The organism is Streptomyces sp. NPDC037421 (assembly GCF_055602105.1).
Map to the genome: position 1 here is coordinate 126,131 of NZ_JBVJWV010000008.1, position 16,529 is coordinate 142,659.

The following is a 16,529-nucleotide window of genomic DNA, read 5'->3' on the forward strand; positions in this document are numbered from 1 at the left end:
GCCGACATGAGCCGTGGCAGACCGCCCCGCCTTGATTCACCCGGACGGCCGCAGCGATACCGCGAACCCGGTCAACAGTGGCCAGACTCATCCCCGGCAACTGACGGGCACACGCAGCACTTCCGTCCGGGAGGCATCGACGGCCATAGGGAATCCGCAGTCATCGCCCATCGGGCCGGCCGTCGCAACGGTTGCCCAGCAGCCCGCCGTTGCCCGCTTCCAGGGAATGCCCCCGCTCGACAGAACCCGGATCCGTGATCAGTCAACGCGCTCTCGACCGCCCCGAGGACGGCGCGGCACCGCCGCCTCCAGCACGTCCGGCCGGCTCCACCCGCAACGGTCGGCTCTACTCTCTCGACGGACTCCGCCTCGTCGCGGCGCTCATGGTCACCACCTTCCACTTCTGCGCGTTCGACAACTGGTCCTCACACAGATGGGGTGTCGCCACCGCCAAGGCCTTCCCCACGTTCCAGCCGATCGCCTCGTACGGCTGGCTCGGCGTCGAACTCTTCTTCCTGATCAGCGGATTCGTGATCTGCATGTCGTGCTGGGGCCGGAGCGTCGGCGACTTCGCGGTGTCACGGCTGATCCGCCTGTACCCCGCCTACTGGTTCGCCGTGCTGTTCACGACAGTGGTGCTGTTCTTCACCCGCGACGGGAACACGGGATTCACCGCCACCCGGATCCTGACGAACCTGACGATGCTCCAAGAGCCGTTGGGCGTACGCAACATCGATCCTTCCTACTGGACCCTCTGGGCCGAGCTGCGCTTCTACCTGCTCTTCTCCATCGTCTGCGCGACAGGACTCACCTACCGGCGGGTCCTCGCCTTCTGCGCCCTGTGGCTCCTGACGGCCGCGCTCGCACCGCACTGCGGCATCCCTCTGCTCACCTCGATGGCCATGCCGAGTGCCGCCCCGTTCTTCACCGCGGGCGTACTGATGTACCTCATGCACCGCGTGGGGCCGACCCCGGCGACCTCGTTGCTGCTCTGCGTTTCCTGGCTGCTCGCCCAAGACCAGCTGCGCCTGCTGGTGACCTCGGCCGAAGGATCGGTCAAGAGCCCCCTGTCCCTGCCCATCGCCCTCACCGTGGTGACCGCCTTCTATTTGACCGTGCTGGGCCTGACCCTGAAACAACCCCCGCCCCTCAACCGACGCTGGCTCGTCAAGGCCGGCTCGCTCACCTTCCCGCTGTACCTCCTGCACGAGAAGCCCGGCTGGGAGGCCATCCGGCTCCTCCACAACCTGATGCCGCCCTGGGTTCTGCTCGGCGCACTGCTATCAGTCCTGCTCACGACGTCTTGGCTGGTGCACCGCTTCATCGAACGCCCTGCGGCCAAGGCCTTCAGCAGATGGCTGAGACCCCGCGCAGGCCGGTACGGGCCCAGCCCCCAGGACATCGACGGCTCGCCCGCGCTGACGGCGCGATCCCCCGCCCCCCACAAGAGCAGGCGGAAGCCACTGGCGAGCAGCCTTCCGGAGGCCCCGAAAGCATCCACGAGAAGTGCGTCTCCGCAGGTCAACGACCCGTGACGAACCCAGGCACCGGGGGATTCCCGAGCTTGTGGCGCGGGTTCGGTTCCCGTCATCGACGCTCACAAGAAGGCCCAGGTCAGCGACCTGGGGCTTTGTTCGTTGCCCACACCTCTCGGGGCACGCACGCCATGCGCGTGCCCCAACTGCGGCAACGGGGTGCCGGGTTGCCTGCTGGTGCCGGGCGGCAAGGGGGCTCATGCCCGACCGTCGGCTCGCTCGGTCGGCGCCTCCCCCTGACCGGCTCCGGGAAGCATGCCGAGCTGCCGCATCTGCGAGAAGACGTCGACGACCCCCCAGATCTCGGCGATCCTGCCGCCTGCGAATCGGTATCGGCGCGTGGAACAGCACGTCCGGCTCGACGACCTCGTCGATCGTCTTCGAGATGACCTCCGGATCGCCGCTGTTCACGGCATCGTGGAAACGGCCGAACGTCACCCTGTCGTCGCCTTGCGCCCCGATGCTCACAGCGCGGCCACTGCCACCGGCGCTTCGGCCTGCCCGGCCTGGAGCAGTCGCTGTCGCGTGGCGCCTCCCGAGACGCGGTGCAGGCGGTACGCGCCGGGCTTGCCCGCCTCGTCGGCCAGGTGCTTGACGACGCCCTTGCACACCGCCTCCTTGAGCTTCGCGCCCAGGCGGCCGTCGATCTTGAACCACACCGCGACGTCGGCCCGGTTGGCGAACTGGAAGATGCCGTCTGCCCGGCCCAGGCTGATGCACTGGGCCGCGAAGGACTGGTTGAGGGTCTCGGGCCGCTCACCCGCGATCCGGGCCAGCACCGTGTCGGCGGCGCGCGCGCCCATCGGCATCGCGGCCTGGCAACTCATCCGCAGCGGCAGGCCCGACGGCGCCGCCGAGTCCCCGGCGGCGATGATGCGTACGTCGTCCACGCTGGTCAGCGTCTCGTCCGTGAGCAGCCGGCCCAGGGCGTCGGTGCTCAGCCCACTGCGCACCGCCAGGTCCGGTACGCCGAAGCCGACGGTCCAGATGGTCACCTCGCTCGACAGCGTGCGGCCGTCGGCGAGCCGTACGGCGTCGCGGGTCACGGCCGTCACCTTCGCCCCGGGGCCGTCGAGGACGGTCACCCCGAGTTTGGCCAGCCGCCGGGCGACCGAGCGCCGGCCCCGGGGGTGCAGGTACGGGCCGAGCTCCCCGCCGCACACCAGCGTCACGGCGCGGCCCGCCTCCGAAAGCTCGGCGGCGGTCTCGATCCCGGTCGGACCGGCTCCTACCACCGTCACCGCGGACGTCGCGGACGCGGCGTCGAGGACCGGCCGCAGCCGCCCGGCCTCCTCGAAGGTGCCGATGGGATAGGCGAACTCGGCCGCCCCGGGCACGCTCGGGTCGGCGCTGCCACTGCCCACCGCGTAGACCAGGTAGTCGTAGCCGACCGTGCCGCCGCCCGCCAGCTCCACGGCACGCCCGGCCGAGTCGATCCGGGTCACGCTGTCGACCACCAGCCGTACGCCCTCGGCCAGGACCTCCCGGTAGCCGACGACCGCCGCGTCGGTCCCGCCCACCAGCTGGTGGAGGCGGATGCGGTGGACGAAGTCCGGGCGCGGATTGACCAGCGTCACCGTCACGTCACCGCGCTGCGTCAGACGGTTGGCCGCCATGACGCCCGCGTACCCTCCGCCGATCACGATCACATCGGTGTTCTCGTTCATGGTGCGTCCTCCACTTCAAGGGGTCGGCCTCAAGACACCGACGCTCAGGTTCCTGTGACAGGTACGCCTGTGTGACCTGCCCCACCATCAAGTTCACGACCGTGCGGTCACTGCACTGCTGTGCAGCGACTGCATGAAGATATACTTATCCCCTGAGGGGGCGTCAAGACCCCACCGACCCGATCCGGGAGCGAGAGGCCACGATGACCAGTGACGATCCGGTCCGCCGCGGCGGGCGTGAAGCGCAGCGCCGCCGCACCCGCAAGGCGATCGTCGACGCGGCGGTCCGGCTGAGCGCCGGCGGAGCGACGCCGTCCATCGACGAGATCGCGGTCGCCGCCGACGTGTCTCGGCGCACGGTCTACGCGTACTTCCCGAGCCTCGACCACCTGCTGATCGACGCGACCGCCGGCGCGCTCAACGAGCCCCCGGTCGAGGAAGCGCTGAACGACCCCGCACTGGCCGGCGACCCCGCGGGCCGGGTGGACGCCCTCATAAGGACGCTGTTGAAGTACTCACCGCAGTCGCTTCCCCTCGGCCGCCGACTGATCCGCCTGACCGTCGATCAACCGGCAGACGAGACTCCGGAGCCGACCGGGCCGCGTCGCGGCCCCCGCCGGATCCAGTGGCTGGAGCAGGCCTGCGAACCGCTCCGCGACACCCTGAGCCAGGAGTCGTACCAGCGGCTGATCTCGGCCCTGACCATCGTGGTCGGCTGGGAGGCGCAGATCGCCCTGCGCGACGTCCGCGGTCTCGGCCCGGAGGCCGAGGAGGAGGCCATCACCTGGGCGGCGCGCGCCCTGGTAGAGGCAGCGATCAGGGAACACGGGGCGGACAGCCCGTAAGACGACGGCTCCCCACGCCGGCCGGCACCGATGCCGACCGTTTCCGCAGGTCAGAGCCCATTCCCATGCTCAGGCGCCGGGTGATTCCCAAGCTTGTGGAGCGGGTTCGATTCCCGTCATCCACTCCACGACAAAGCCCCGGGTCAGCAACCTGGGGCTTGTTTGTTGTCTAGACCCATCTGGGGCCCGCGCGCCATTCGCGTGCCACAAGTGCCGTGACGGGCGTCGGGTCGCTGGTCAGGCGTGCTCGTCCGGTGGCTGCTGGGCAGGCTGGACCGACCAGCTCGGCGGCTCGTCGTTGTCCGAGTCCTCGTCGCGCTCCGCCTCGGCGGCTGTCGCGTGGATCTTGCCCGACGCGTGGTGGACCGGCGCGTATACGGCGTAGAGCTGCAGGGCCTCGTCACCGATGTTGGTGACGTTGTGCCACGTGCCGGCGGGCACGAAGATCGCCCAGCCGTCCTCGACCTCCCGGTCGAAGTCGAGTCGATCCTTCGTGCGGCCCATCTGGACGCGTCCCCGGCCTGCGTCGAGCCGTAGGAACTGGTCGGTCTCCGGGTGCGCCTCCAAGCCGATGTCCTCACCCACCGGGATCGACATGAGGGTCAGTTGAAGGTGCTTCCCAGACCAGGCGACCGCGCGATAGTTCGCGTTCTCGAGCGTCGCCTCCTCAAGGTCGAAGCTTTGGGGTTCCGGCCCGATGTCCTTGATGGTCATGCTTCTCTCCCGGTCAACGAAGGCGGTACGCCGTACGGGTGGGGCTTGGTCGGATTCCGCGGCAGTCGACGCGCTCGGGGCGGGCCGCGCCCGCCGACCGCACGTCGCCGACCGCACGGACGGTTGCCGCGGCACGGCAGGGACAGCGTCCCCGGACAGGCCATGGGGGCCATGGGGGCCATGCAGCATCGCCAACCGCTCCTGTGAACGTGGCCCATTCCGCAGTTGCCAGAGGGACCGTTGAAGACAGGTGAACGGACGTCGCGTCATTCGGATCACGTCCGAGCACAGCCGTACCCACCGGATGCCACAGCAAACCGGAATCCGGAGGTCATGAATCCGCCTCGGTTCGATTCCCGTCATCCGCTCTTCCAGGAAGGCCCAGGTCGGCGACCTGCGCCTTCGTCGCTGACGGATCACGGGCTGCGCTGGTCGTGGGTCTCCTGGCGGAGCCGGTCGGCGTGTCGGGTCATGGCGTCGATGCGGTCGGCGAGTTCTGCGTCCTCGGGCCGCAGGTGGGCACGGGAGTCGGCGAGGGGCCGGACGAGGCGGGCGGCGTCGTTGTGGGCGAGGGCCTGGTTCAGGTCGCCGATGGCGCCCCCGGCGCCCGTGGGCAGGCCGGTGAGGGCGGTGACCTGGCCGGCGAGACGGCGCAGGTCCGCCGCGTTGTCGCGGGCCCAGGCGTTGACGTTGCGGTCGGCGGCACGGTTGTCCCGGGTGGCCTGGACCCGTTCCTCGCCCGTACTTCCGGCCTTGCCGGGGCGCATCCGGAGGTAGCGGCGTTCGGCGGCCTGGCGGCTGGCGACTCCGAGGGGACCGGCGAGGTCGGCCCAGCTGGCGCCCTGGCCGCGGGCGGTTTCGATCAGACCCGTTTCCCAGCCGGCGAGCTGCTCGCGGACCTCGCGCAGCATCAGCAGTGCGGCCAGAGCCGGGTGCGGTCCCGCGTCCGGTGCCGACACGGCGGTCGGCGCGCTCGCGGAGGCCTGCTGCGCGCCCTTGACGGCCTGGTCGATGGCCTCCAGCGCCGCGGCGGCGGCGATGAAGGGGACGGGGGTGGTCGGCTCTGCGGCCTCGGTCATGACGGTCTCCGGGGTCTGTCATCCTCCAGATGACTTCTTGCTTGTCATCGTTTCGATGACATGTTACAACGGGAGCACGTTGAAGCGCATTGGCAGTTCCTGCCTGAACCAATTGGAGGTGTTTCGCGATGTTGATGCGCACCGACCCGTTCCGCGAGATGGACCGGATCATTCAGCAGCTTTCGGGCGCGTCGGGCACGTGGTCGAAGCCGTCCGTGATGCCCATGGACGCCTACCGTGACGACGACACGTACGTGATCGCCTTCGACCTCCCCGGCGTCAGCACCGAGGCGATCGACATCGACGTCGAGCGGAACATGCTGACCGTCAAGGCCGAGCGCCGGCCCGCGGAGAAGTCCGACGGCGTGCAGATGGAGCTCTCCGAGCGGCCCCTCGGTGTCTTCTCCCGCCAGATCGTGCTGGCCGACACCCTCGACACCGAGCACATCGAAGCCGACTACGAGGCCGGTGTCCTCACGCTGCGGATCCCGATCGCCGAGCGCGCCAAGCCGCGGAAGATCGCCATCGGCCGCGAGTCCGGCCGCAAGCAGATCTCCGGCTGACCAGGCTGGTACGAGCGGCGGAGGACGGGGCACCCGATCCCCCTCCGGCACCCCGTCCTCCGCACCCACCCCCTCCTCCGGAGGTGACGTGAGATGTCGATGCGCCGGGAAGCCTTCCTGGAGCACGTCCAGGAACGCGGCGAGTACCCGACCCGGGAAGAAGCCGAACGCGCGGCCCGCGTCGTCCTGGCCCTGCTGGGCGCACACCTGGTCGGCACCGTGCGGGCCGAGCTCGCCGCCCGGCTCCCCGAGACCTACGCCCTCCTCTTCGGCCGGGCAGAACTGCGGCAGCGTCAGCCCGCCGCCTGACCCCGCCCGGCAGGGGTGAGGCCCCGGCCCGCCCGGGTCCTCACCCCTGCCGACAGGTTCCTGTCGCAGGGGTGGATCAGTGGTCGGAGTAGCTGAAGTCGCCCACGGTCCAAGCCGTGATGTCCTCGATCGATACGCGGTACATGCCACCCGTCTCCGGGATGCCCATGGTTCCCTGCAGGATCCGTGCCACATGGAAGTGCAGGTGCGTGGGCGGCGCTTCCCTGCGTGGCGCGGTGGTGAACGCGCCGGAGAACTCGCCCAGCCGGTCAGAATCCTCCAGCACCTCCGACACTCGCTGCCGCCACACGGCTTCGGGAGCGAGCCGGCCGGTGATCACGGCACCGCCGGTGACCACGGTCAGGGACATCTGGGTGCTCTGCCCGGACTCCACCAGGGCAGCGACGTTCACGAGCAGCTCGTCAGGCTTCGACATGGGAACCAATTCTATGGCCCGCCACGCCCTGCGGACCCGGCGCATGCGATCCGTTCACTCGGCACGCCGAGGCGCCGGGACAACCGCAGGCCGCGCCCGCTCCCGCCTGCCCACATCCTGATCAGGTCGCGTTCGAGTCCGATTACCTCTTTACCGAACACACAAAAATCTATCGTGGCTGGAGTAGACATTCGATGCCGGGATGGGTACGGTTTCTCTCGTAGCCGAGATCGAGCAAGGCCCGGAGGGACGAACTGCCGGGCATCAGTACACGCAGTGCGCAGGACGGTCCGGTGGTGGAGTTCCGAAGCCAGGGTTGTCGTAGGACGGCGACGGAACTGACGACCGGACCGGGTGGCCCGCAGCAAAGGGGCCGCCGTCAGCAGTAACGCAGTACGCAGTCCCCCGCTTGGCAAGTGATCGGTTCAGAGGGAAGAACGGAGGAGTTGACCGCCATCAGGATCGCCCGGGGCGAAAGACCGAACCCGGGTACCGCAGGACATCGACAGTGAGGTGGTCTCCGGTCAAGCAACCGCGATCCCCGCGCCCCCGGCCGAGTGCAGGCCAGGCCCGCGGAAACAGAAGGCCGACGCAATACTAGGGTCGGCGGATGGTGAAGCAGTTCCTTCGGGGCCCTGGTGCCGTACGGCACCAGGGCCCCTCCACGCGTTCCAGAGAGAGGTGCAGATGACAGCACACGACTCGTTCGACGATCGTCTCGACGACGACGACTACCCCGCTTACACGATGGGCCGGGCCGCCGCCATGCTCGGCACCACCCAGGGCTTCCTCCGCGCCATCGGCGAAGCCCGCCTCATCACCCCGCTCCGCTCGGCGGGCGGACACCGCCGCTACTCCCGCTACCAGCTGCGCATCGCCGCCCGGGCCCGGGAACTGGTCGACCGGGGTACACCCATCGAGGCCGCCTGCCGCATCATCATCCTCGAGGACCAGCTGGAAGAGGCCCAGCGCATCAACGCCGAATACCGCCGCACCGCCGAGGCGTCCGATCCACCAGCTGCGATGTGACGACCACGCCTGCCAGGCGCAGTACGCGGTGGTGTCGCCTGCGCGCGCGGCGCGGGCGACCGAGGCCGTGTGCCGCCCCGGCCGCTCGGGCCCGGCGCGATCTGCCGCCCTCAGGGCGACGGGGACATGAACAACCCCGCCCGCCCGCCGTCAGGCTCCCTTCGCCGACCTCATCCAGACCTCTCGGCGCTCGCCGTACCCTCCGCGTGCCCCAACTCGCAGGAAGGCCCTGCCCGGAGGGGCCTGCGCCGCCTTCCCCGGCGTCAGCCGGCCGGCCGGGAGCGGGCCAGAGCACGCCCGCCGAGGCCCGTCGCGATCAGCCCCACCAGCAGGCCGACATAGGCTCCGCCCAGGCCGTTGCCGGTGCCGAGGCCGCCGGAGGCGGTGGCTGCGACGAGCCCGCCGAGGGCCAAGGCGATCAGTCCCGCCGACAGGGCCACGACGGCCCCGGGCCGCCAGGAGCGGCGGAGGGCCCGCCGGCCGGCGACCACGCCGATCAGCCCGAGCACTGCGGCCGTGGTGGCACCCGCCCGCCCGGCGCTCACGTGGAAGACACTGACGGCGACCGGCTGGACCTCGGCAAGCGCGTACCGGACGAACATGAGGGCTCCTTCTCCTGCGATGGATTGCCGTCCGAGCATGTCCGCCGGGCCCGCCTCCGGTCGTCCGGCGAACGCAGACTCTTCGCACTGCCACGGATGCGGCAGGCCGCCGCGGATGTACTGCGCGCGCGGTAGCCGGACCCTCGTCCGTGGGACGGACCCGGCAGAGGCGTTGCTTGGGTAGGTTGCGCCCATGAGCAGCACAGCACGGTCCGGTCTGCGAGCCGGCGTACGAGCGGCCGTCGCGGACGGCGCGATCGCCATCGGCGTGGCCGCGGCGTTGCTGATCACCGGCCTCTCCGGCCGGCACTCCAGCACCGGCCCCGGCCCGGTCGACCTGCTCGGCTACGCGCTCCTCACGGCCGGCGGCCTCGTCCTCGTCGCGCGCCGCCGTGCCCCGGTCGCGGTCCTGGCCGTCACCGGCCTCTGCGCCGTCGGGTACCAGGCGGCCGGCTTCGACGTGCCCGCCGTCGCGTACCTGTTCGCCGTGTACGCGGCCGTACGGGCCGGCCGCCGTACTCCCACGATCGCGGCCAGCGTCGCCATGCTCGCCGCCCTCCCCGTCGCCGCCCTGGTCTCGGGCACGCACGACACGGGTGAGGCGCTCGCGCGGTCCCGGGGCGCCCTGGAGATCGCCTGGCTGATCGCCGCCGGGGCCGCCGGCGAGGCGCTGCGGCAGGCCGAGCGGCGGGCGGACGAGGCCGAGCGCACCCGGGAGGAGACCGCTCGGCGCCGCGCCGACGAGGAGCGCCTGCGCATCGCGCGGGAACTGCACGATTCGCTCACCCACCAGATCTCCGTCATCAAGGTGCAGGCCGAAGTCGCCGTGCACGTGGCCCGCAGGCGGGGTGAGGAGGTGCCGGAGGCCCTGCTGGCGATCCAGACGGCCGGTCGCGAGGCGAGCCGGGAGCTGCGCGCGACGCTGGAGGCTCTGCGCGACGACGACACGGCCCCGCCGCACGGGCTCGACGATGTCCCGGGGCTGGTGGAACAGGCCCGTACCCTCGGTCTGGACGCGACGCTGACGATCGGGGGACAGCGCCACGAGGTGCCGGCCGCGGTGGACCGGACCGTCTACCGGATCGTCCAGGAGTCGCTCACCAACATCGCCCGCCACGCGCACGCCGCAACGGCATCGGTAGGGATCGACTGGCGTCCGGATGCGATCGCGGTACGCGTCGACGACGACGGCAAGGCCTCGCCGGGCACGGCCCCCGAGCCGGGCTTCGGGCTGCTCGGCATGCGCGAGCGGGTCACCGCCCTCGGTGGCCGGCTGCGCGCCGAACCGCTCCCGGGCGGCGGCTTCACCGTCCGGGCCGAACTCCCCGTGGACCGGTCGTCGTGATCCGTGTCGTGCTGGTGGACGACCAGCCGCTCATCCGCAGCGGATTCCGCGCCCTCCTCGACCTGGAGGACGACATCGAGGTGGTGGCCGAGGCCGGCGACGGACGGGAGGGCCTGGCCCTGGTCGAGGCGCACCTGCCCGACATCGCGCTCGTCGACATCCAGATGCCGGTCATGGACGGCATCGAGGCGACCCGGCGCATCGCCGCGGATCCGGCCCTGGCCGGAGTGCACGTCGTCATCCTCACCAACTACGGCTTCGACGAGTACGTCTTCGACGCACTGCGCGTCGGCGCGACCGGATTCCTCGTCAAGGACATCGTGCCGGAGGACTTCCTGCACGCCGTGCGCGTCGCCGCGCGCGGGGACGCCCTGCTCGCACCGTCGATCACCCGCAAGCTGATCAACCGGTACGTCGCCCAGCCGCTCGACACCCGTGCCCGAACGGGGCTGGAGGAACTGACCAACCGGGAACGCGAGGCCGTCGCCCTGGTCGCGCAGGGCCTGTCCAACGACGAGATCGCCGACCGGATGGTGATCAGCCCGATGACCGCGAAGACCCACGTCAACCGTGCCATGACCAAGCTGCGCGTCCGCGACCGCGCCCAACTCGTGATCCTCGCCTACGAATCCGGCCTGGTGACCCCGCGCGAACCCTGACCGGTCGGCGAGCTCGGTGCGCGCGGGCGGTGCCGACCGTGCGGTCGCGATCGAAGCCGGCGAGCGGGTGCGGGGCAGCCTGGGAGAGGGCGGCGGGCACGGCCTCGGGTCGGGCGGGCGGCTGCGGGACGGTCGCGCGTGTTCCGTTCGCGTCGTTCCCGCCCTGCACCACCGGCTGTACGGGTATTCCTGGCACGCGGGGTGGCGAGGGGGGCGGCCGGCGCGGGAACCTTTCGCCTCTTGGGGTGTCGGGGGTGTTTCGCGGCCCGCTCGGGGGCCGGGGTGGGCCCGCCCCGGATGGCCGATACCGCGGGCGGGCGGGGCGTTGGGAGGGTGCTCGCGTCAGATTTCCGGCCACCTCGGAGAGGTTCGCATGTCCCACCGTACGAAGCTGCGCGGAGCGGTGATCGGCGCGTGCGCCGCGATGCTGCTGGCAGGCCCCGGCCTGCTGGTACTGCCCGCGCAGGCACGGAGTCACCACCTGTCGGCCGCGAGTGCCGCCCGGCTGTCCTTCAGGGCGGAGGCGCAGGTCAACACGTTCCTCCTGCAGTACAAGGACGCGGTCCTGCAGCAGCAGAACGAGGGCCAGAGCCCGACCGAGATCCGGGAGGAGTTCTTCACCAAGGAGTTCGACACCGCCCTCTACACGCTCGGCCTGCCCGGCGCCCCCTGCCTGGCAGGCCCGCAACGCGCGGCGGCTACGCCCGGGTGCCGGTGCGCTTCGACGAGCGGGTGGACAGCATCAGGCCCAGCGCCAGCACGCTCAGGCCGAACATCAGGATGCCCAGGGGGACATGGAGCGACGGGACGTGCATGACGCCCAGCACCACCTGCGTCGAAGCGAGCACGAGGAAGCCGGACGCGTACAGGATGGGGCGGGGTGACCCGCCGCCCGGCCGCCACGCCAGGATCGCGGCGATCACGTACAGCATCGACGCGCCGTACATCACCTTCGATCCGGCGTCGTGCAGTGCGTAGCCGGTCGACGAGGACAGCAGCAGTCCGGCGGTGACCGCCTGGAAGGAGAGGGCCAAGGTCTGCAGGACTATCGCGACCTGCAGGAACGTGACTCTGCCCGGTACTGCCGTCGTCTGTGTGGCCATGACGCGGTCCCCCTCTTCTGCCTCGCGGCGATGGATCAGTAGTGTCTCGGTGGTCCGACGACGCAGCTCCCCGAAATGTGAGGCGAAGCGCCGGCCTCACACTCCGGTGCGGTGTTTCGTCGAAGTGCCGAGAGCGGAACCGGACGAGAAGAACCAGGGAGCGGTCGCGCCCATGAGCACCCCATCCGAGCCAGGGCACGCACGGTCCGAGCCGGGCCTGAGCGCCGTCGTCGACGAGCGGCGCCAGCTGATCAACCTCGCCTACCGGCTGCTCGGTTCGCTGGCCGAGGCCGAGGACGCCGTGCAGGAGACCTACACCCGCTGGTACGCGATGTCGCGCCGGCGGCAGGAGGCCGTCGAGTCTCCCGGTGCCTGGCTGACGACGGTGGCCAGCCGTATCTGCCTGGACGTGCTCGGCTCGGCGCGGGCCCGGCGCGAGCGCTACGTCGGCGCGTGGATACCCGAACCGCTGCCCGACCGTACGGAGTGGTCCGGCGGACCGGCGAGCGGCGGCGGGGCCGAGCCGGCCGACCCCGCCGACCGGGTCACCCTGGACGAGTCGGTGAACATGGCCTTCCTCGTCGTACTGGAGTCGATGACCCCGGCCGAACGCGTGGCGTTCATCCTGCACGACGTCTTCCGGTACCCCTTCGCCGAGATCGCCGAGATCGTCGGCCGGACGCCCGCGGCCTGCCGGCAGCTGGCGTCCTCGGCCCGTCGGCGCATCGGCGCCGCGCGGGCTCCGGCGGCTGCGGCGGCCGGGCAGGCCGCTCTGGTGCGGGGCTTCAAGGAGGCGTGGGAGGCCAAGGACATCAAGGCCCTCGTCGGCCTCCTCGACCCCGGCGCCACGCTGACCGCCGATGGCGGCGGCCTGGTCGGCACCGTCCTGCGCCCGGTCGAAGGCAGCGAGCGCATCGCCGAGTACCTGATCCACATCGCCGACAAGGCACCTGGGCTGACGCTCCTGGAGCGGACGGTCAACGGCCGGCCCGGCCTGGTCGCCCAGCTCGCAGGCGTCACCGTCACCGTGGCGGCGTTCAGCCTCACCGGCGGCCGCATCACCCGCATCTGGGCGGTCCGCAACCCGGAGAAGCTCCGCCCGTGGACCGAGAACGGACAGGGCTGACCCGCCGTCATGAAAACGGACATGCGCATCCGCTTCCTCCAGGGACTCGCCCTGCTCGCCACCGGCCTCCTCGCCGGCGCGTTCGGCTACGGCGCGGCCAACCTCGTCCCCACCTTCAACGCGGTGCCGCTCGACATGCGGCTGTCCTTCCACGCCGAGCTGATGAAGATGAACGGCATCACCATGCAGGCGGCGATGGCGGTGTCAACGCTGAGCTCCCTCGCCCTCGCGACGCTGACACGCGGCCGCGCCCGGCTGATCGCGGGTACGGCAGCCCTGCTGACCCTGGCGTCCTTCCTGACGACCCGGCTCGGCAATGTGCCGATCAACGGCCGGATCAAGGAATGGGCGCTCACCTCGGCACCGGTCGATCACGCGGAGATCCTGCGGCGCTGGGAACTCTTCAACAACCTGCGCACGCTCACCGCCCTCACCGCGTTCGCTCTGCTGATCGTCCTCTCCCTGAGGCGCACCCGCTCCACCGCCGCCTGCCGGAAAGGCAAAATACCTGGTCATTCAGGGTCATAGTAGGCCGAACCGGCGTACAGTAAAAGAACCGGGAGTACTTCGCACACCGGCTCCCACGCGGGTGTCATTTCCGGCGACCACGAAAAACCGGGCTACCGACGGGCAGCCCGGGGGCAGGTCCGCACCATGACAACCACCCTCGACCGGACCGCGCCCCGCGACCTCGCCGCAGAGTTCCCGGCACGCCTTTCGCTCACTCCGAAGACCACCCTCGCAGGCCAGCTCGACGGGGCCTGGTGGCCCTACTCCCGCGACCTCACTGCCGAGCTGCCGCCTCTCGCGGCCGCACTCGACGAGGCGTGGGGACGCATCACCCGCGTCACCGTCAATCCCACGCGCTGGCCCGTCATCCCGCACAGGGTGCCCGTCGCCGGGCACACCGTCCACGTGGGCTGGTTCACCGAACAGCACCCGGACAAGCTGATCCTGCTCTCCCTGAGCGTCGGCCGCTGGGACCTGCTGGTCATCCCGCCCGAGACCGGGCCGGCGGCCGCCGCCCGCCTGATGGCCGCCGCGGCGATACCCGGCAGTGTCCTCACCGCGGGCGCCCTCATCGCCAACGAAGCCGCCATCAGCCGCGACATGCGCAACCCCCGGAGCCAGGAGAGCACCTGGGAGGCCGAAGGCGGAGCCTGCATGTCCCCCTTCGGGAACCGGATGGACCGAAGCTCCCTCCCCCTGCCCGGAGACGGCTGGAGGTGAGTTCCGCGGAGACCGTCGTCACGGCCGTACCGGAGCCCAGCCCGCACACGAAAGGACGCGGTCATGGCCACACTGCGCGAACGCAAGACCTACCGCGAACAGGTGCTACGGGTCCTGTACGAGGCCGTCGAAGGCAACCGCCTCCTCGGCATCACCGGAGCGCAGCTGCGGCGCGACCTCCGCGTGCCGGAACAGGACTTGGCCGCCGCCTGCACGTACCTGGCCGGCGAAGGACTGATCACCGTCGACTGGGACCCCGGCAACACCCCGGCGATGGTCACCCTCACCCACGAGGGGATCCGGCACATGGAGGCCGAGGAGGAGAAGGCGGGCTAGCGAAGAGGCGGGTTGGAGAAGAGGCGGGTTAGATGCGGGCGAACTTCTCGGTCTGGTGGAGGAGTTCCTGGGCCATGGCGGCGCTGACCGTGGGCCTGGTCTCGCCGATGGTGCGCAGGTAGTCCGCGGTGGTGGGGCGGGCCCTGGTTCCGGTGTCGAAGGTGCGCTCGAACTGCACTTGGGAAACGGTGCGCGCCACATGGGCGATGTCGGCGGGGGTGAACCCCTCGCTGGCGGACGCCAGCGCCGCGCTGTCGGCCTCCGCGCCCGCCCGGGTCAGGTAGCTCTCCCACAGCGCGGTCCTCGCGCGGTCGTCGGGCGGGCCGATCGGGAGCACGTAGTCGAAACGGCCGTGCCGCAGGAACGCGGAGTCGAGCGCGGTCACGTCGTTCGTCGCGCAGACGAGCAGCCGCCCGTCCTGGCCCCGGAACCGGACGATCGCCTTGAGCAGTTCGTTGACGACACCGACCGCGGTCGCGTCCGCACCGCTCCGGGTCCCGGCGATCTCCTCGACCTCGTCGATGAAGACCAGGACGTGGTCGAGCCGGGCGATCTCGTCGAAGCGCCGGTTCAGCCCGCTGGCCAGCCCGTACTCGGCCGCCAGCCGGGCGGGGAACAGTTCGAGGAACGGCCATCCCAGCCGGCTGGCGACCGCGTGCGCGAACGTGCTCTTCCCCGTCCCGGGCGGCCCGAACAGCATCACCGCCCGCGGCGGCTCGACCCCGTGCTGAGCGGCCATTTCCGGATGGGCCAGTGGCAGCACCAGGCGTCGCTCGATGAGCTCCTTCTCCCGCTGCATGCCCGCCACCTTCTGCCACAGGTCCCCGGGCGGCAGCTCCGCGCCCAGGGACGCGAGCAGGCCGACCGCCTGAGGGGTCACTCGCCCGCGCTTCTCGAAGAAGACCAGGCCCGGACGGGCGCCGAAGCCGCAGTCGCGCAGTGCGGTGGCACCGGTCTCACCGTCGGGCAGGACCGCGTGCACCGTCCGGACACCGCCCGCGAACAGCCGGTGCTCCAGGGCGGTGATCAGGTCGCTGCCCAGCCCCTGGTGCCGCCAGGCGGGCGCCATGCCGATGCGCAGGATCCACGCCCGGTCACCCTCCACCCTGCTCACCGCGGCGCCGACCACCTCCTCGTCCGCGGTGGCCACCACCGCCGGGTGGAGGGCCTGGAGGGCCGCCACGGCGTCCGAGAGCGGGAAGAGCGGTGGCTCCTCGGCCGTGCCGCTCTCCGCGTCGACCCGGATCACCGCTTCGAGATCGTCCTGGGTGTAGTCCCTGACACGCCAACCCGTCATGCTCAGCTCCGCGTCCTCGCCCCACTGCCATCATCGGCCGGTGCGCGCGGGACGCGCACCCCGGAGCGCCGATATCTGTCCCGGCGGGATGAGGATTCAAGGGGGCGCGCGATGAGGGTTTTTACCGCACTGAAATAGCGGAGAGATTCGACCGCTTCGGCGACTTTTACCGTGCTAATGTCGATCCCAGTTGCAGTTGTGGTTCCCGAAACTTCAAGCACCCCCAGGCGGCTCCGGCCACTGGGAGCACTTTTTCGTCTCCGGTTTTCCGGCCGGGTGATCATCGCGGCGACGCAGTATCCGCACAGTGCGGATGCGGATGTTCCCCGAAGGAGAAATTACATGGCTGCCGGTACCGTCAAGTGGTTCAACGCGGAAAAGGGATTCGGCTTCATCGAGCAGGAGGGCGGCGGCCCCGACGTCTTCGCCCACTACTCGAACATCGCCGTCCAGGGCTTCCGCGAGCTGCGCGAAGGCCAGAAGGTGAGCTTCGACGTCGCACAGGGCCAGAAGGGCCCCACGGCCGAGAACATCGTTCCCGCCTGACGCCGACGCGCGCACGGCGGGGGGGGGGGGGGGGGGGGGGGGGGGGGGGGGGGGGGGGGGGGGGGGGGGGGGGGGGGGGGGGGGGGGGGGGGGGGGGGGGGGGGGGGG

19 protein-coding genes are annotated in these 16,529 nt (G+C 70.9%); 12 read left to right on the plus strand and 7 right to left on the minus strand.

The window, feature by feature from the left end:
• Positions 1 to 254 precede the first annotated feature (254 nt).
• Positions 255 to 1,535 carry an acyltransferase family protein gene (locus tag ACZ7IF_RS14845; RefSeq protein WP_470969749.1) on the plus strand — a complete coding sequence of 427 codons (1,281 nt, stop codon included), beginning with the start codon at positions 255 to 257 and terminating at the stop codon, positions 1,533 to 1,535.
• Between the two features lie 464 nt (positions 1,536 to 1,999).
• Here the strand turns inward: ACZ7IF_RS14845 and ACZ7IF_RS14850 are convergent, their stop codons facing one another.
• Positions 2,000 to 3,202: an NAD(P)/FAD-dependent oxidoreductase gene (locus ACZ7IF_RS14850; RefSeq protein ID WP_470969753.1), complete on the minus strand. Its 1,203-nt coding sequence runs from the start codon at positions 3,200 to 3,202 to the stop codon at positions 2,000 to 2,002.
• Positions 3,203 to 3,405: 203 nt separating this feature from the next.
• Between ACZ7IF_RS14850 and ACZ7IF_RS14855 the strand changes: the two genes are divergently transcribed.
• Entirely contained in the window at positions 3,406 to 4,047 is a 642-nt protein-coding gene (locus tag ACZ7IF_RS14855) for a TetR/AcrR family transcriptional regulator (RefSeq protein ID WP_470969757.1), read from the plus strand.
• A 237-nt stretch (positions 4,048 to 4,284) separates the two neighbouring features.
• Here the strand turns inward: ACZ7IF_RS14855 and ACZ7IF_RS14860 are convergent, their stop codons facing one another.
• Positions 4,285 to 4,761 carry a cupin domain-containing protein gene (locus tag ACZ7IF_RS14860; RefSeq protein WP_470969761.1) on the minus strand — a complete coding sequence of 159 codons (477 nt, stop codon included), beginning with the start codon at positions 4,759 to 4,761 and terminating at the stop codon, positions 4,285 to 4,287.
• A 416-nt stretch (positions 4,762 to 5,177) separates the two neighbouring features.
• Positions 5,178 to 5,840 carry an HSP18 transcriptional regulator gene (locus tag ACZ7IF_RS14865; RefSeq protein WP_470969764.1) on the minus strand — a complete coding sequence of 221 codons (663 nt, stop codon included), beginning with the start codon at positions 5,838 to 5,840 and terminating at the stop codon, positions 5,178 to 5,180.
• A gap of 128 nt (positions 5,841 to 5,968) precedes the next feature.
• On the opposite strand from ACZ7IF_RS14865, the gene ACZ7IF_RS14870 reads away from it, so the two are divergent.
• Positions 5,969 to 6,403 (plus strand): Hsp20/alpha crystallin family protein, encoded by a 435-nt coding sequence (locus ACZ7IF_RS14870; protein WP_470969768.1) that lies wholly within the window; start codon positions 5,969 to 5,971, stop codon positions 6,401 to 6,403.
• Positions 6,404 to 6,496: 93 nt separating this feature from the next.
• A complete protein-coding gene (locus ACZ7IF_RS14875) occupies positions 6,497 to 6,712 on the plus strand; it encodes a DUF2267 domain-containing protein (protein ID WP_470969772.1) in 216 nt (71 codons plus the stop codon).
• Positions 6,713 to 6,788: 76 nt separating this feature from the next.
• On the opposite strand, the gene ACZ7IF_RS14880 is transcribed toward ACZ7IF_RS14875, so the two are convergent.
• On the minus strand, positions 6,789 to 7,148 hold the full coding sequence (locus tag ACZ7IF_RS14880; protein WP_470969775.1) for a hypothetical protein: 360 nt from the start codon (positions 7,146 to 7,148) through the stop codon (positions 6,789 to 6,791).
• A 687-nt stretch (positions 7,149 to 7,835) separates the two neighbouring features.
• Between ACZ7IF_RS14880 and ACZ7IF_RS14885 the strand changes: the two genes are divergently transcribed.
• Entirely contained in the window at positions 7,836 to 8,177 is a 342-nt protein-coding gene (locus ACZ7IF_RS14885; protein WP_470969779.1) for a MerR family transcriptional regulator, read from the plus strand.
• A gap of 263 nt (positions 8,178 to 8,440) precedes the next feature.
• On the opposite strand, the gene ACZ7IF_RS14890 is transcribed toward ACZ7IF_RS14885, so the two are convergent.
• Positions 8,441 to 8,779 (minus strand): DUF6223 family protein, encoded by a 339-nt coding sequence (locus ACZ7IF_RS14890; RefSeq protein ID WP_470969782.1) that lies wholly within the window; start codon positions 8,777 to 8,779, stop codon positions 8,441 to 8,443.
• Positions 8,780 to 8,972: 193 nt separating this feature from the next.
• Here ACZ7IF_RS14890 and ACZ7IF_RS14895 point away from each other — a divergent pair, with 193 nt between their 5' ends.
• Entirely contained in the window at positions 8,973 to 10,124 is a 1,152-nt protein-coding gene (locus ACZ7IF_RS14895; protein WP_470969786.1) for a sensor histidine kinase, read from the plus strand.
• On the plus strand, positions 10,121 to 10,783 hold the full coding sequence (locus tag ACZ7IF_RS14900) for a response regulator (protein WP_470969789.1): 663 nt from the start codon (positions 10,121 to 10,123) through the stop codon (positions 10,781 to 10,783). Before ACZ7IF_RS14895 ends, ACZ7IF_RS14900 begins: the two co-directional genes overlap by 4 nt.
• Before the next feature lie 698 nt (positions 10,784 to 11,481).
• Here the strand turns inward: ACZ7IF_RS14900 and ACZ7IF_RS14905 are convergent.
• A complete protein-coding gene (locus ACZ7IF_RS14905; RefSeq protein WP_470969793.1) occupies positions 11,482 to 11,886 on the minus strand; it encodes a hypothetical protein in 405 nt (134 codons plus the stop codon).
• Positions 11,887 to 12,058: 172 nt separating this feature from the next.
• On the opposite strand from ACZ7IF_RS14905, the gene sigJ reads away from it, so the two are divergent.
• The 4 genes from sigJ to ACZ7IF_RS14925 all read left to right on the plus strand — a co-directional run bounded on the left by sigJ (position 12,059) and on the right by ACZ7IF_RS14925 (position 14,578).
• Entirely contained in the window at positions 12,059 to 13,012 is a 954-nt protein-coding gene (gene sigJ / locus ACZ7IF_RS14910; protein WP_470969797.1) for an RNA polymerase sigma factor SigJ, read from the plus strand.
• Between the two features lie 21 nt (positions 13,013 to 13,033).
• Complete coding sequence (locus ACZ7IF_RS14915) at positions 13,034 to 13,540, plus strand: anthrone oxygenase family protein (RefSeq protein WP_470969802.1); 507 nt, start codon at positions 13,034 to 13,036, stop codon at positions 13,538 to 13,540.
• Between the two features lie 126 nt (positions 13,541 to 13,666).
• Positions 13,667 to 14,242, plus strand: coding sequence for a DUF5994 family protein (locus ACZ7IF_RS14920; RefSeq protein ID WP_470969806.1), 576 nt, complete (start codon positions 13,667 to 13,669; stop codon positions 14,240 to 14,242).
• Positions 14,243 to 14,305: 63 nt separating this feature from the next.
• Positions 14,306 to 14,578: a hypothetical protein gene (locus ACZ7IF_RS14925; protein WP_470969811.1), complete on the plus strand. Its 273-nt coding sequence runs from the start codon at positions 14,306 to 14,308 to the stop codon at positions 14,576 to 14,578.
• A gap of 28 nt (positions 14,579 to 14,606) precedes the next feature.
• Here ACZ7IF_RS14925 and ACZ7IF_RS14930 read toward each other — a convergent pair whose 3' ends face one another.
• The gene (locus ACZ7IF_RS14930; protein ID WP_470969815.1) at positions 14,607 to 15,875 is read right to left on the minus strand and encodes an ATP-binding protein; all 1,269 of its coding nucleotides are present in this window, start codon (positions 15,873 to 15,875) and stop codon (positions 14,607 to 14,609) included.
• Positions 15,876 to 16,217: 342 nt separating this feature from the next.
• On the opposite strand from ACZ7IF_RS14930, the gene ACZ7IF_RS14935 reads away from it, so the two are divergent.
• On the plus strand, positions 16,218 to 16,421 hold the full coding sequence (locus ACZ7IF_RS14935; RefSeq protein WP_470969820.1) for a cold-shock protein: 204 nt from the start codon (positions 16,218 to 16,220) through the stop codon (positions 16,419 to 16,421).
• Positions 16,422 to 16,529 lie beyond the last annotated feature (108 nt).